At 67.2% G+C, this 13,036-nt stretch carries 9 protein-coding genes and 2 pseudogenes; 5 read left to right on the top strand and 6 right to left on the bottom strand.

The window, feature by feature from the left end:
• Nucleotides 1-468 precede the first annotated feature (468 nt).
• Both ACFZDC_RS38635 and ACFZDC_RS38630 read right to left on the bottom strand, forming a co-directional pair.
• Nucleotides 469-765: an integrase core domain-containing protein gene (locus ACFZDC_RS38635; protein ID WP_391331353.1), complete on the bottom strand. Its 297-nt coding sequence runs from the start codon at nucleotides 763-765 to the stop codon at nucleotides 469-471.
• A gap of 68 nt (nucleotides 766-833) precedes the next feature.
• Nucleotides 834-1,391 carry a transposase gene (locus ACFZDC_RS38630; protein ID WP_391331351.1) on the bottom strand — a complete coding sequence of 186 codons (558 nt, stop codon included), beginning with the start codon at nucleotides 1,389-1,391 and terminating at the stop codon, nucleotides 834-836.
• Nucleotides 1,392-1,556: 165 nt separating this feature from the next.
• Here ACFZDC_RS38630 and ACFZDC_RS38625 point away from each other — a divergent pair, with 165 nt between their 5' ends.
• A complete protein-coding gene (locus ACFZDC_RS38625; RefSeq protein ID WP_391331349.1) occupies nucleotides 1,557-2,096 on the top strand; it encodes a winged helix-turn-helix domain-containing protein in 540 nt (179 codons plus the stop codon).
• Nucleotides 2,093-2,639 (top strand): annotated as a pseudogene (locus ACFZDC_RS38620) (transposase). The gene ACFZDC_RS38625 and the pseudogene ACFZDC_RS38620 overlap by 4 nt, the downstream one beginning before the upstream one ends.
• On the opposite strand, the pseudogene ACFZDC_RS38615 reads toward ACFZDC_RS38620, so the two are convergent.
• The 3 genes and pseudogenes from ACFZDC_RS38615 to ACFZDC_RS38605 form a co-directional block, all read right to left on the bottom strand.
• A pseudogene (locus ACFZDC_RS38615) lies at nucleotides 2,637-2,996 on the bottom strand (transposase family protein); the annotation flags it as partial. The pseudogenes ACFZDC_RS38620 and ACFZDC_RS38615 sit on opposite strands and share 3 nt — an antisense overlap.
• A 490-nt stretch (nucleotides 2,997-3,486) precedes the next feature.
• Nucleotides 3,487-5,295 (bottom strand): AMP-binding protein, encoded by a 1,809-nt coding sequence (locus ACFZDC_RS38610; RefSeq protein WP_391331347.1) that lies wholly within the window; start codon nucleotides 5,293-5,295, stop codon nucleotides 3,487-3,489.
• Nucleotides 5,296-5,366: 71 nt separating this feature from the next.
• Complete coding sequence (locus ACFZDC_RS38605) at nucleotides 5,367-7,163, bottom strand: AMP-binding protein (RefSeq protein ID WP_391331345.1); 1,797 nt, start codon at nucleotides 7,161-7,163, stop codon at nucleotides 5,367-5,369.
• A 372-nt stretch (nucleotides 7,164-7,535) separates the two neighbouring features.
• Here ACFZDC_RS38605 and ACFZDC_RS38600 point away from each other — a divergent pair, with 372 nt between their 5' ends.
• The gene (locus ACFZDC_RS38600) at nucleotides 7,536-8,843 is read left to right on the top strand and encodes a beta-ketoacyl-ACP synthase II (protein ID WP_391331343.1); all 1,308 of its coding nucleotides are present in this window, start codon (nucleotides 7,536-7,538) and stop codon (nucleotides 8,841-8,843) included.
• Here ACFZDC_RS38600 and ACFZDC_RS38595 read toward each other — a convergent pair.
• Nucleotides 8,807-9,580, bottom strand: a complete 774-nt coding sequence (locus ACFZDC_RS38595) for a LuxR C-terminal-related transcriptional regulator (RefSeq protein WP_391331342.1) — start codon at nucleotides 9,578-9,580, stop codon at nucleotides 8,807-8,809. The genes ACFZDC_RS38600 and ACFZDC_RS38595 overlap by 37 nt on opposite strands.
• A gap of 385 nt (nucleotides 9,581-9,965) precedes the next feature.
• On the opposite strand from ACFZDC_RS38595, the gene ACFZDC_RS38590 reads away from it, so the two are divergent.
• A complete protein-coding gene (locus ACFZDC_RS38590; protein WP_391331373.1) occupies nucleotides 9,966-10,955 on the top strand; it encodes an AraC family transcriptional regulator ligand-binding domain-containing protein in 990 nt (329 codons plus the stop codon).
• A 261-nt stretch (nucleotides 10,956-11,216) separates the two neighbouring features.
• Nucleotides 11,217-12,455 (top strand): IS701 family transposase, encoded by a 1,239-nt coding sequence (locus tag ACFZDC_RS38585; RefSeq protein WP_391331371.1) that lies wholly within the window; start codon nucleotides 11,217-11,219, stop codon nucleotides 12,453-12,455.
• Nucleotides 12,456-13,036 lie beyond the last annotated feature (581 nt).

Here is a 13,036-nt window from a genome sequence, read left to right as displayed (position 1 = left end):
GTCGCGGAGGGCACCAGCCATCCGAACCCGAAACGACCTGGATCGCGGGAGGGTGGTATGTCACCGTTAGATCCAACGTTTGGTTCCGAGCAATATTTCGTGGCAGCGGCAGGCGTCGCGGTCACCGGAACGAGGGCGACCGGCAATGCGCCCGCGATAAAGAGAGACGCTGCGACTCGGACACGCATGCGGGTTCTCACGAAATTCTCCCTATGTGTGCTCCGCCTCGCTACCGGTTGAGGGCACCGTTCGTGGACTCTCGTCTATTAAATCCCTCACATACCACACTCGCATCTCGACCCTGCACTCGTATAGCTACGGCGAACAGGCATGTAGGACTGCGTGGCTGCTATGAACTCGTAACACGATCTTGTGGATGTATGCCGGCCGACCGTGACCAGTACAACGATTCCGCCGTTCGCGAGGTGTGGCGAACCGTGTCCTTGCCGGAAACCTCATCCGGCCCGGTCAAGCGGCATGCTGGTACTCGTGGAGTATGCCGCCGAGTCGGTCGCGTCTTCGTACGTCAAGGCGAAGGATCCGGGCCGGGTCGTTGATCGGCTCGGGCAACGGGCGGAGCGGGCGGTCGTTGCCGATGCCCTGGTGGGGCCGATGCGAGTTGGAGAAGTGTTCGAACTCGCGCAGAGCATGGAGCAGATGGCGCTGGTTCCATATCAAGGTGCGGTCCAGGAGCTCACGCCGACAGGTCTGCACCCACCGCTCCATGACGGCGTTCATCCTCGGCATCCGGACACCGCTTGGCACAACCTGGATGCCCGCGTCCTTGAGGACGTCATCGAACAGGGCGGGGAACTTCCCGTCCCGGTCCCGAATCAGGAACCGGGCCCGGCAGCCCGCGTCCTCCGGAAGGCCGGGTCCGAGCGACCGCGGTCGAAGTGATGGGCGGGAGTGTAGGGAGTCGCGTGCAGCGGGTAATACACGCGGCCGTCGGTCCGCACCGTGGTCACCGTGACGATGCCGTTGTCCGTCTTACCCAACCGGCCCAGCCACTGCCGGCCCACATGCGCGGTCGCCGTGCCGTCCTTGCGGTCCCCGGAATCGTCGATCACGATGACCCCGCCGTCGTGAGGAGCCGTCGTCGGCTCCTCACGCAGCAGCTCAAGCCGCCGGTCGTTGACCAGCTCAGCCTCCCAGGGAGACTCGGACAGGAAGAACTGCAACCGCTGCACCCCCGGCATCCCCGCACCCACCACCGGCTCCGCCCCCGCCAGACAGGTGATCGTCTTGTTCCGCTCCCGCGGCGCCAGCAGTCCGGTCAGGTACTCGCGAAATCCTCGCCGCTGCGCCAAGCTGAAGAAGAGGTCGTCGAACCGGGCCGCGTAGCCCTCCAACGGCCCCGGCGCAGGCAGACACGGACGGCGAGCGGTCATCTTCAGCCCCCAGCAAGGCAGTTGACTCCTCCCACCGGCCTACGGCCAACCCGACCTGCCGTCAACCCACACCGCCCACCGGATTTAAGAACTACCGCTACTGACCTTTGCGGCGTCTTGTCGTTGGGGGCTGACGATGTGTGATCGTCGCGGTATGCCTGTTGTGTGAGATATCCGCAGGGTGGTGGGCTGACGCCGGAACGGCAGGCGTTTCGCGAGCGGATCCGGCTGGAGGCCGCGGAGCGATTCGCTGCCGGTGCCTGCAACGCCGAGGTCGCCAAGGACTTACGGGTGAGTGTGCGCTCGGTGCAGCGCTGGCGCCGGGCCTGGCAGGACGCCGGCACCGAGGGGCTGCGCTCTGCCGGGAGCGTCTCACGGCCCAAGCTGAGTGAGGCCCTGTTCACCGTGCTCGAGCAGGAGCTCGCCAAGGGGCCGGTCGCGCATGGCTGGCCGGACCAGACGTGGACGCTGGTGCGGATCAAGACGCTGATCGGGCGCCGGTTCCACAAGAGCATGACGCTGTCGGCGATCGCGCGGATGCTGCACCGGCACGGCTTCAGCCACCAGGTCCCGGCCCGCCGAGCCATCGAGCGCGACGAGGAGGCCGTGGCGGGCTGGGTGAAGGAGACCTGGCCGCAGGTGGAAGGTCCGTGGCGGCGCTCGACGCCTGGCTGTGCTTCGAAGACGAAGCCGGCTTCTCGATGACGCCGCCCACCACACGGACCTGGGCCCGGCGCGGACACACCCGTCATCCAGGTGAGGGGACGCTCCCAGCGCCGCTTCTCCATCGCCGCCCTGGCCTGCTACAAGCACGGTGAACGCTCACAGCTGATCTACCGGCCCAAGCGGCATCTCGATCACAAGCGCGGCGGCAGACGCAGTTTCACCTGGACCGACTACCGCGACCTGCTCACAGCCGCACACCAGCAGCTCGGCGCACCCATCGTGCTCGTGTGGGACAACCTCAACGTCCACAAGGACCGCCGACTGCGGGAGTTCATCAACACCCACGACTGGATCACCTGCTACTTCCTGCCGGCCTACGCACCGGACCTCAACCCCGTCGAGGGCATCTGGTCACTGCTGCGGCGCAGCAGCCAGGCCAACACCGCCTTCACCGACCCCGACCACCTCATCAGCACGCTCCGACATGGTCTCCGCCAGATCCAGTACCGCAGCAACCTCATCAACGGATGCCTCACCGAAACCGGCCTCACCATGACGACACCACGGCGACAACGTCAGTAACTCTTTCACCACGGCCTTGACCTGCCTGGTCAGACGGACCGTGCGGCGCTGGTAACGCTCCAGCACCCCGGGCATCTGCTCACGGAAGGTCTGCCGGCAGCCGCGTGTGGGACACACCAGGCGCCGCACTCGCACACGAACCACCACCCGGCGGTCGTCCACCGGCACGTCGGCGACTGTCCGCCAGTGGTAGCCGTGCACCCGTCCCGTCGGCGCCCCGCACACCGGACAGATCGCGGTGCCTTGCGGAGTCCGCGCCCGCACCACGATCCGCTCACCCTCGTCGGCCACATCCTCGATGACCAGCGGCAACAGTCCCGAAAAGACCACCTGCACAAGCTCGTTGACGTCCTTCACACGAAGGTCAACGACCCTCGCGACTCTCCCTCACCACCGAATGGGAGACAGGGCCGTTGGCTGGACAGACCCAAGGGCTGTCCCGTAACTGCTGGCCACAGATGAGATGATCTTGCTGTGGCTGGTGTGATCACGGCGTCGGAGCCGTCCTGGATAGCCCTTAGCAGCCGAGTCAGCGCGGTTCGCCTCGGAGCTCCGCGATGTGCTGCAATCCGGGACTGGCTTGCTGAGACTGCTACCGCTTACGGGGCTCACGAATGACCAGCAGCGCCGATTCACCTCACTGCGTTTAGCCGTTGCAAGACACACCGACACCGCCGGTGCATGTCGATCACCACATGCTGAAGGAGGAAGGGACGGGCCTGCGGCCTGAGAGCAGAGTGCCGACCGGCACCGGTTACCCGGCGCCGGGATCCTGCGTCGGCGTACCTGCACGGTGCCCTGGCCGGGCAACGCCCGCCAGGGCACCGGATGCGCAGAGGACGCACCGTCATTCGATGAGGGCCGCCTCGAAGGAACCCCCGAGGTACCGGTCCCGGCTGTCGCGCCGTTGCAGCTTGCCGGTCGTCGTGAGCGGCAGCGTCCCCGGCTTGAGGAGGACGACATCGTGTACCTGGATGCGGTGTCCGGCATGGACCGCGCGCCTGATCTCCTGCTTGATCTCCTGGGCGGTCACTTGACCACCGGTCTCGCCTCCGGCTGCCATCGTCGTCTCGGCGAGCACGATGAGCCGTTCGTGTGCGCCGTCGTCGACCGACACCGCGCAGGTACCGAACTCGCGGACTGCCGGGTGGCTGGCCTCAACGGTGGCCTCGATGTCCTGCGGGTAGTGGTTGGCACCGGCGATGATGATGACATCCTTTGCCCGGCCGGTGATGAACAGCTCCCCGTTCTGCACGAATCCGAGGTCACCAGTACGGAGAAACCGCTCCCCCGGCTGGTCGGGAATGGACCCCATGAAGGTCTCGGCTGTCTCCTTGGGAGCGTTCAGATACCCCGTTGCGACGCTCGGGCCGGATACGAAGATCTCACCCACCTCGTCCTCCCCGCAGGGCTTGCCTGTCTCCAGGTCTACGCTTATAGCCGTGCTCAACGGATGGATCGGGCCGCAGCCGACCAACTCCCGGCTGTCCTGCGCCGACGCGGCTGGGCGCACCTTTCCGGCGGCGAGCGACTCGGAGTCCAGCCGCAGGACTTCCGGGGCCTGGCCGACCGGTACGGCCGTGACCATCACTGTCGCCTCGGCGAGGCCGTACGCGGGGGACAGCGCCTCGCGCCGGAAGCCGGCCTCCACGAATGCCGCGCTGAAGCGGTCGAGCGTATCGGAGCGGACGGGCTCGCCTCCGACCAGCGCCATCTCCCAGCGGCTGAGGTCGAGTTCCCGGCGCTGAGCGTCCGTCACCCGGCGGACGCACAGGTCGTAGGCGAAGTTCGGCGCGCAGCTGTCCGCGCGTCCGAGCCGGGAGATGGCCCGCAGCCACGTGAGCGGACGCTGCACGAAGGTCATCGTCGGCAGCAGGGTGGCATCCCGGCCGGAGAAGAGGGGGTCGAGGACATTGCAGATGAGGCCCATGTTGTGGTGCGGCGGCAGCCACGACACCGCCGACGGTCGGGGCAGCCCGGCGTCGTCGGCAGACCGACGCGTATTGTCGTATATCAACGACAGATTGTTCAGCACATTGCCGTGAGTGATCGCGACGCCTTTCGGCACGCCGGTCGATCCCGAGGAGTACTGCAGATAGGCGACCATCTCAGCGGCGGCCACCGGTGGGGTCCACTCCTGGGCCAGGTCCAGGCGTACCTCGTCGGTCGCCACCCGGTTGAGTTGGGCGAGCCCGTCGGTGTCGCTGAGGACGTGCTCCGCGGTGGCAAGCATTGGGCCGGTCGACAGGAACAGCGAGGGCTCGGAACTCGCTGCAATCGACTCCACCCGAGTCCATTTGGCATTGCTCCGCGTCCCGTCGAGCGGAGCCACCGGCACCGGGATCAGACCGGCATAGATGCAGCCCAGGAAGGCGACGTGGAAGTCCAGTCCCGGCGGGTAACTCAGCAGCGCGCGGGCGCGCGCGGCAGGAACCTGCTGTCGCAGCGTCACGGCGACCGCCCGCGCCCGGCGGTCGAGTTCGGCCAGGGTCAGTGATTCTGATTCCTCGACACCGTCGCCCAGGAACACAAAGTTCTTCCGGTCGGGCTCGGCTGCCGCACGAGTGCGGCACAGGTCGATCAGCGTCGGCAGTGCGCCGTGCTCGCCGGCCACCGCCTCGGGCAGTCGGACACCGTGCTCGGGATTGGTTCGCATATGACCACTCCAAACGGAGGAAGAGGAAGAAGGCGGCGGACAGTTCGCGCGCCCCCTGCATGGAGCGAGGTTCAGACTGTCGCGAATGCCCGCGCCCGGTACCTGGACCGGCACTGTGCGCGCTGCAACTTGCCGCTGGTGGTGAACGGCAGCGCACCGGCCTTGACCAGGAGGACGTCGTCGGCCCGGAGGCCGTGCCCGGCGAAGACGGCCTCCCGGACGGCTTCTTCGACCTCATCCGCCGCGTGGGTCGCGCGGGCACCTGGCGGAGTGTCCGGGACGGGGCCGGTCGTGACGCGGTACCGGCTGTTGATCTCAGCCAGGACGACGAGGCGTGTGCGTCCGCCGTCCTCGGCGGTGAAGGCGCAGCAGCAGCCCTCCCGTATGGCGGGATGGCTTGCTGCCGCGGTCGCCTCGATGTCGTACGGGTAGTGCTGCATGCCCTCCACGACGATGAGGTCGTCCACACGGCAGGTGACGAAGAGCTGACCGCCGTCCAGGAAGCCCAGGCTGCCGGTGCGCAGGAACCGGCGGCCCTCGTGGCCGCGCACGGTGGCGTTGAACGTACGCGCTGTCTCCTTCGGGGCGTTCCAGTACGCGGCACCGATACTCGGTCCGGACGCCAGGATCTCCCCTGTCTCGTCCGGGGCGCACGGATCGCCGGTGGCCGGATCCACCACCGCGATGGTCATGGAGGGGTGCACCTGGCCCAGGCCGACCAGCCGGCGCACCTCGTCCTCGCGACCGGCTCGCTGCACCTTGCCTTTCGCCAGCGCCACCGCGTCGAACCGGCGGATCACCGGTTCGGGCTCCACCGGCCCGCCGCTGAGCATGACAGTGGACTCGGCGATGCCGTAACTCGGGAAGAACGCCTCGCGGCGGAAGCCGAACGGGGCGAGCATGGCACTGAACTGGTCAATCATCTCTGCACGCACCGGCTCGTCGCCGACCACCGCGATCCGCCAGGCGCTGAGATCGAGGGAACACAACTGCTCCTCGGAGACGCGCCGCAGGCACAACTCGTACCCGAAACCGGGTGCTGAACTGATGCCCGCCCCGCGGTCCGACATCGCGCGGAGCCAGTTGACCGGATGCTGGGTGAACGCCGAGGGCGGCATCAGTACGGCGTCGTACCCGACGTAGATCGGCTGCAGGACCCCGGTGATCAGTCCCATGTCGTGGAACACGGGCAGCCAGGACACAACAGGCGGCAGCCGGTCGAAGTCGTCCGTGGCGCGGGTACCGTTGGCCAAGATCAACGAGAGGTTGTGCAGAACGTTGCCATGGGTGAGCTCCACACCCCGGGGCGGACCGGTCGTGCCGGAGGTGTACTGCAGGTACGCGATCGTGTCCTCGCCGATGTCGGGGGCATTCCAGCCGTACGCGTCCGTCTCACTGATCTCGTCGGTCGCCACAGAGGTCGGCCGGCGTGGTGTGGAGATGTCCTTCAACAACGCGTCGACACGGTTCAGCCTTGACCCGTTCGACAGCAGCACATCCGGCTGGCAGCTGTTGACGATTGCCCGGAAGCGCGTATACCGGTCGTCGACACCGACGCGCAGCACCGGAGGAGCCGGCACCGCGATCAGGCCGGCATACAGGCAGCCGAAGAAGGCGGACACGAAGTCCAGGCCGGGCGGGTAACTCAGCACGGCGCGGGCGCCCTGCGGGGCTTGCCTGCTCAGACGCGCCGCGATTGCCCTTGCCCGGGTGTCCAGTTGGGCGAGGGTGAGCGAGTCGGACTCTTCGAGGCCGTTCTCCAGGAAGGCGAACATCCGTCGATCCGGCTCCCTGGACGCGCGATACCTGCAGAGCTCGACCAAGGTCGTCGGCTCCGGTCGGGATTCTGTGACGGCATCCTCTGACATCGTGGTCCTCCTGTTCGACTCGGCCATTGGCATTGCCCCTGCCATTTCCCCACTGACCCGTCGGGACTTGATTACGTATCCAGCCATTGCTGTACGTGTGCGCCTTGGTGGTTCCACTCGAAGAGATGCTAAGTCGGCAGAGAAATATCGGGTATCCGCCGCGGGATGGGTCCATCCCCCTACCGGAGGCGAGCTTCGAGTAGGCCGGAAGACGGATGAAAGCCATCCTCCGGTCGCCGTCACAGTTCGGTCCGTCGGCCGTTACGGAAAGTGCCTCGTACTGGATACCGTCATGAGGACGGCCAGTGGACGACGAATGGGCCGTATCCAAGGGAGAACATTTCCCCAGAAGGCTTCAGAAAGGGAACCTCGATGTCCTACGACGCATCCGACGACTACTTCTTGGGTTATCCGAAGCTCCCCGAACTCCCCGATCTCCCCGGTCGCCCGGACGGGGAGGTCCTGGGTACGACCGGCGTGGTGGTCACCGGTTTGGGAATGACCACGCCGCTGGGCGGCAACGTCCACTCCACCTGGAAGGCGCTGCTCGCCGGCGAATCCCCGATCACCGTGCTCGACGAACCGTGGTCTCGCGATCTGCCCGTACGACTGGCAGGCCGGCTGAGTCAGGAACCGACCGAGGTACTGGACCGGGTCGAGGCCCGACGGATGGACCGCTGCCAGCAGATCGCGATGGTGGCCGCCCGGCAGGCATGGGCCGACGCCGGCGCGCCCGAGGTGCCGCCGGAGCGGCTGGCCGTGGTGATCGGCACCGGTCTCGGCGGCGGAGGGACACTGGTCGACCAGCACGACCTGTCGTTGGCCAAGGGGCCGGGCCGCGTGTCGCCGTTCGCGGTGACGATGCTGATGCCCAACGGTTCGGCCGCCGCAATCAGTCTGGCTCTCGGCGCCCGGGCCGGCGCCCACGCGCCGACCAGCGCCTGCGCCTCCGGAGCGGAGGCAATAGCCATGGGGCTCGCCTTACTGCGTGACGGGCGGGCCGATGTCGTTGTCGCCGGCGGCACCGAGGCATGCATCGGCCGGCTGTCCATGGCGGCTTTCGCCCGCATGGGAGCCCTGTCTGGCCGTCATGAGGACCCTCAGAACGCATCGCGGCCGTTCGACAGTGCCCGTGACGGCTTCGTCATGTCCGAGGGCGGCGGCGCCGTCGTGCTGGAGCGGACCCAGTTCGCGAAAGCTCGTGGCGCGCGGATGTATGCCACGCTCGCCGGTACAGGGATGAGCTCCGACGCGCACACCATGACATCTCCGTCGGCGGACGGTCAGATCAGTGCGATCCGCCAGGCCTTGCGCTCCGGTGGTCTCAGCCCGCAGGACATTGTTCACGTCAACGCCCACGCTCCCGGTACGCCCGTCGGTGACCGTATCGAGGCGGCGGCATTGCTGGAATCGCTCGGTCCGCATGCTCTTGTGACGGCGACCAAGTCGATCACCGGCCATCTCATAGGCGGGGCCGGCGCGATCGAGGCCATCTTCACGGTCCTGAGCGTCTTCACCGACGTGATTCCCGCGACCAGGAACCTCGACGACAAGGATCCCGAGGTGAAGGTGGAAATCGTCACGGGAACCCAGCAGTGCATCAGGGTCACCGCGGCCATCTCGAACTCCTTCGGTTTCGGCGGTCACAACGTGGTCCTCGCGTTCACGAAGCCCTCCTGACCACGGGCTTGGGACGGGCGGCAGGAGGACAGGGGGCCTACCGCGGCCTGTTTGGCCCGCGGTGGCGGGGGCGGGTGCACGAGACCGCTCCGCTGGGCCATCAGCGCCGCGTGCATCCGGTTCGGCAACTCGAGCTTGGCGAGGATGCGCGAGACGTGGGACTTCACGGTGGCGAGCGTGACATGCAGCTCGTGGGCGATCTCCTGGTTCGACCTGCCCATGGCTATACCGCAGAGAACTTGGGTCTCGCGGCCGCTCAGGCTCGCCAGGGCGACCGCGTGAGACCGCTCATGTGGCGGCGGCAGAATCTCGAACCGATCGATCAGCCGTCGGGTCATCGTGGGGCACAAGAAGGCCGCGCCGTCAGCAACCGCACGGACAGCTGAGATCAGCTCGTCCTGGCTGGCACTTTTGAGCAGAAAACCACGTGCGCCCGCCTTCAGCGACCCGAGCAGATGGCTGTCAAGGGCGTTGCTGGTCAGGACAATTATCCCCGGCGCGTCTCCGGGTCCTGCCGTCCCCAAGGGCCGGGCGAGTTTCCGGACGAATTCGCATTCGGCATCCACGAGGACGACCTGCGGTCGCCGCAGCTCGGCCATGCGTAATGCTTCCTCACCGACCCTCGTATCGGCGACCACCGTGATATCCGGCTCCTCCCCGAGGGCCTGCCGGAATCCGCGGCGCACGAGATCCTCATTGTCGACCAGCATTACTTCCAACTTCTTGAAGTCGTCCATCATTCGCTCCTCCCGTGCAATTTGGAAGTGCCCCCGTTGCCTTCGGTAACCAGCAACCGGAACGGTGCGTTTCACTGGCTGTGCTCGAGAATGTTTTCCGGTGCAGCGGTCGCGCACGTGAGGACCGTGGGCCGCGCTGAGCGCTACAGACAGCGGTGGCTGATAACGCGTGTGCCCCCTGGCCCGCACGCACATCCCGACTAGGCTGAATGGGAGCCTACGGCGGGATCCGCCGCATCGATCCCTTCCGATGCTAGGGGGATTGGCAGTGCTGGTTCCAGGCAATGGCGGCCATGCTGTTGGCCGTTCCGGACACAGGGCGGCGGCCGCCGAAGTCTCCACAGCTCCACGGCTGTTCAACCGAGGCATCGCAGGCGTGCGCGCGATGGTGGACGTGGGCGTCGAGCGTGGAGTGCCCGTACCGGCATGCCTCGACGGCAGTGGTGTGGACGAGAACGCTCTTGCCGACGATGCCGCACATGTCCGGGCCTGGCAGGAGCTCACTGTGGCGCAGAACCTGGTCCGCGCCACGGGCGACGCTCCCGGCCTGGGGCTCGAGGTCGGCAGCCGGATTCCGCTGCGTACGTACAGCGTGTTGGGCTTCGCACTGCTCGCCAGCCCGACGCTGCGCGAGGCCGCGGCTGTGGGACTGCGCTACCTGGAACTCACCTTCGCCATGGTCGGGATCCACCTTCAGGAGGACGGAAACGAGGTCCGTCTCGTCCTGGACGACGGGCTGGTGCCCCCACCCGTCCGGCACTTCTTCATCGAGCGGGAAATAGCCAATATCCGGGCCATCCTCGACACCATTGTGGGCCGGCCCTTCACCCCCCTCCGGCTGGATCTGCGCTTTCCACGGCCTGAAACGTCCGCGCCGTACGACACGTTTGACGACGTGCCCATCGCCTTCGGGGCGCCGCGCAACGCGATCGTCACCCTCGCGGCGGTACTGGAGCAGTCGCTGCCGCAGGCGGACCAGCACACCATGCAGGTGTGCGAACGCGAGTGCAGGCTCCTGCTGGCCCGGCGCACCGACACCGGATTCGCAGGGCGGCTACGGGAACTGCTCATGCAGTGGCCGGACGGCATCCCCGACATGGGCGTTGCCGCAGCCGCGCTGCACGTCTCCACCCGCACTCTGCGCCGGCGTCTGGCAGTGGAGGGCACGTCCTACCGGCGTCTGGTCGACGCAGCGCGGCACGCTCGTGCTGTCGAGATGCTGTCCACCCTCGGACTCGGGGTCGACCAGATCGCCGTACGTCTCGGGTACGCCGACGCGGCGGCATTCATCCGCGCGTTCCGCCGGTGGACCGGTGCGACCCCCGGTGCCTACCGAACGCGATCAGTACGCAACCTGTCCAGGGCCCACGAGTGAAGGACGGCCTGCTGCCTCTGTGGGGTGGCGCGTCATGCCGGCCATGTACGCCGTGGTGATCGCCACCGCTGCGAGCCTCACTGCACTGCGACGTGATGTCACCTAATACTCCAGCAGCACTTTGACGTTTTCCCTGTTCAGGGGCGGTTTCGGTGAGTGTAGTGGGCTGGTTTCCGGCCCGTGTTCTCTTTCCCGGGCCGCCCCTCGATCGTGTGCAGCCGCCGCTGATAGTGACAGCGGTCCGGGCAGCCTCCCGGCGTGATCGACGAGCGTGCAGTTGAGATCTGGAACGACGAGCTCGAGGAACTGTTCCTGCGCACCGGCCACCGCTTCAAGCGTGTCGAGCCGCGTCGCAGGATGCGTGACTACATCCGTGGCCTGCTGGGCCCGGTCGGCCGCAAGAACGGCTGGCAGCTGGCCGAATACGCCGGGCACCGCACACCCGACCGCCTCCAGCGGCTCCTCAACGGCGCCCGCTGGGACGCCGACGAGATCCGCGACGACCTCCAGCACTACGTAGCCGAACGGCTCGGCGAGCCCGACGGGGTCCTCATCCTCGACGACACCGGCTTCCTCAAGAAGGGCACCACCTCGGCGGGCGTGCAGCGGCAGTACTCCGGCACCGCCGGCCGCACCGAGAACTGCCAGATCGGCGTGTTCGCCGCCTACGCCACCACACGTGGACGCGCCCTGGTGGACCGGGAGTTGTATCTGCCCAAGTCCTGGACCGACGACCGCGACCGCTGCCGCGCCGCTCACATCCCCGACGAGCGGGCCTTTGCCACCAAGCCCGACCTGGCCAAGGCCATGGTGCTGCGGGCGATCGCCTCGCCGCTGCCGATCGCCTGGGTGACCGCGGATGCGGCCTACGGTCAGGAGTGGCGGCTGCGCCGCATGCTGGAGGAGACCGGCCTGGGATATGTGCTCGCGGTCCCCAAGTCCCAGCAGGTGCCGCACTTCGGACGCATCGATCACCTCTTCTCCCAGGCACCCAACGAAGCGTGGGAGCGACGTTCGTGCGGTGACGGCGCGAAGGGCCCGCGCGTCTACCACTGGGCCGCCCTGCAGATCACGTCCATCGAGGACTTCGAGGGCGAGATGCCCACCCATCAGCGGTGGGCACTGGCACGCCGCAGCATCAGCAAGCCCGAGGAGATCGCCTACTACCTCGGCTACGCGCCGCTCGGCACCACGGTCGAGCACCTGGTCCGTGTCGCGGGGATGCGGTGGGCCATCGAGGAGGCCTTCCAGGCCGCGAAGAACGAGTGCGGCCTCGACCAGTACGAAGTCCGCCGCTATACCGGCTGGATGCGGCACATCACCCTGGCGATGCTGGCGCACGCGTTCCTGGCCGTCATGGCCGCCGATGCTGCAGCAAAAGGGGCAGCAGAAACGGTTCCTGCCTCGCGCCCCTCACCGTGGCAGAAGTTCGGCGGCTCCTGGCAACTGGCCACTCACTCGCACGTGCCCACCAGCCTCTCATCAGCGCATGCGCGCTGAGATGGTCGCACTGGCGCAGACGACGCCAAGCCGTCGCCCGCCGCTGCCACTATCAGCGGCGGCTGCACACGATCGAGGGGCGGCCCGGGAAAGAGGACACGGGCCGGAAACACCGAAACCGCCCCTGAACAGGGAAAACGTCAAAGTGCTGCTGGAGTACTAATACTCCAGTCAGATTTCGTGTCCTGAGCTGGTTCTTTTTCGGTAGTGGCAGCGACGGGCTGTGGCTTGGTGGCGGCTGCGCCAGGGGGACCAGTTCAGGGCGTGGAGTCGTCGGTCCTGGTGGGGTCGGGGATGCGGCAGGAGAGTGTCCAACAGGCGCCTGATCTCTGCCACGGTGAGCGGAACGAGGGCTGATCCGTTTCTTGCTGCCCCCCTTGCACCGCCGTCCGCCTGCGCGGCGAGGGCGGAGGTCCGCCGCTACCCCGGCTGGTATCGGCACTTAGGCGAGGTAGTAGGCGATCTCGCCGGGGTCGCAGAGGCTGCGGCGGGCCATCACCCAGCGGTGGTGGGTCGGCGGATCGGGATCGAAGATCAGGTTGGCGGGCAGTTTGGCCGCGGCCCAGTCGTAGATCCGCGGG

Source organism: Streptomyces sp. NPDC007905, assembly GCF_042959345.1.
GTDB lineage: Bacteria > Actinomycetota > Actinomycetes > Streptomycetales > Streptomycetaceae > Streptomyces.
This window is presented reverse-complemented; position numbering and strand designations above follow the sequence as displayed.

Coding starts and splice junctions, on each gene's coding strand:
- ACFZDC_RS38595 (WP_391331342.1), bottom strand. CDS start 9,580: ATGGACGACTTCAAGAAGTTGGAAGTAATGCTGGTCGACAATGAGGAT.
- ACFZDC_RS38630 (WP_391331351.1), bottom strand. CDS start 1,391: ATGACCGCTCGCCGTCCGTGTCTGCCTGCGCCGGGGCCGTTGGAGGGC.
- ACFZDC_RS38605 (WP_391331345.1), bottom strand. CDS start 7,163: ATGTCAGAGGATGCCGTCACAGAATCCCGACCGGAGCCGACGACCTTG.
- ACFZDC_RS38600 (WP_391331343.1), top strand. CDS start 7,536: ATGTCCTACGACGCATCCGACGACTACTTCTTGGGTTATCCGAAGCTC.
- ACFZDC_RS38590 (WP_391331373.1), top strand. CDS start 9,966: ATGGTGGACGTGGGCGTCGAGCGTGGAGTGCCCGTACCGGCATGCCTC.
- ACFZDC_RS38610 (WP_391331347.1), bottom strand. CDS start 5,295: ATGCGAACCAATCCCGAGCACGGTGTCCGACTGCCCGAGGCGGTGGCC.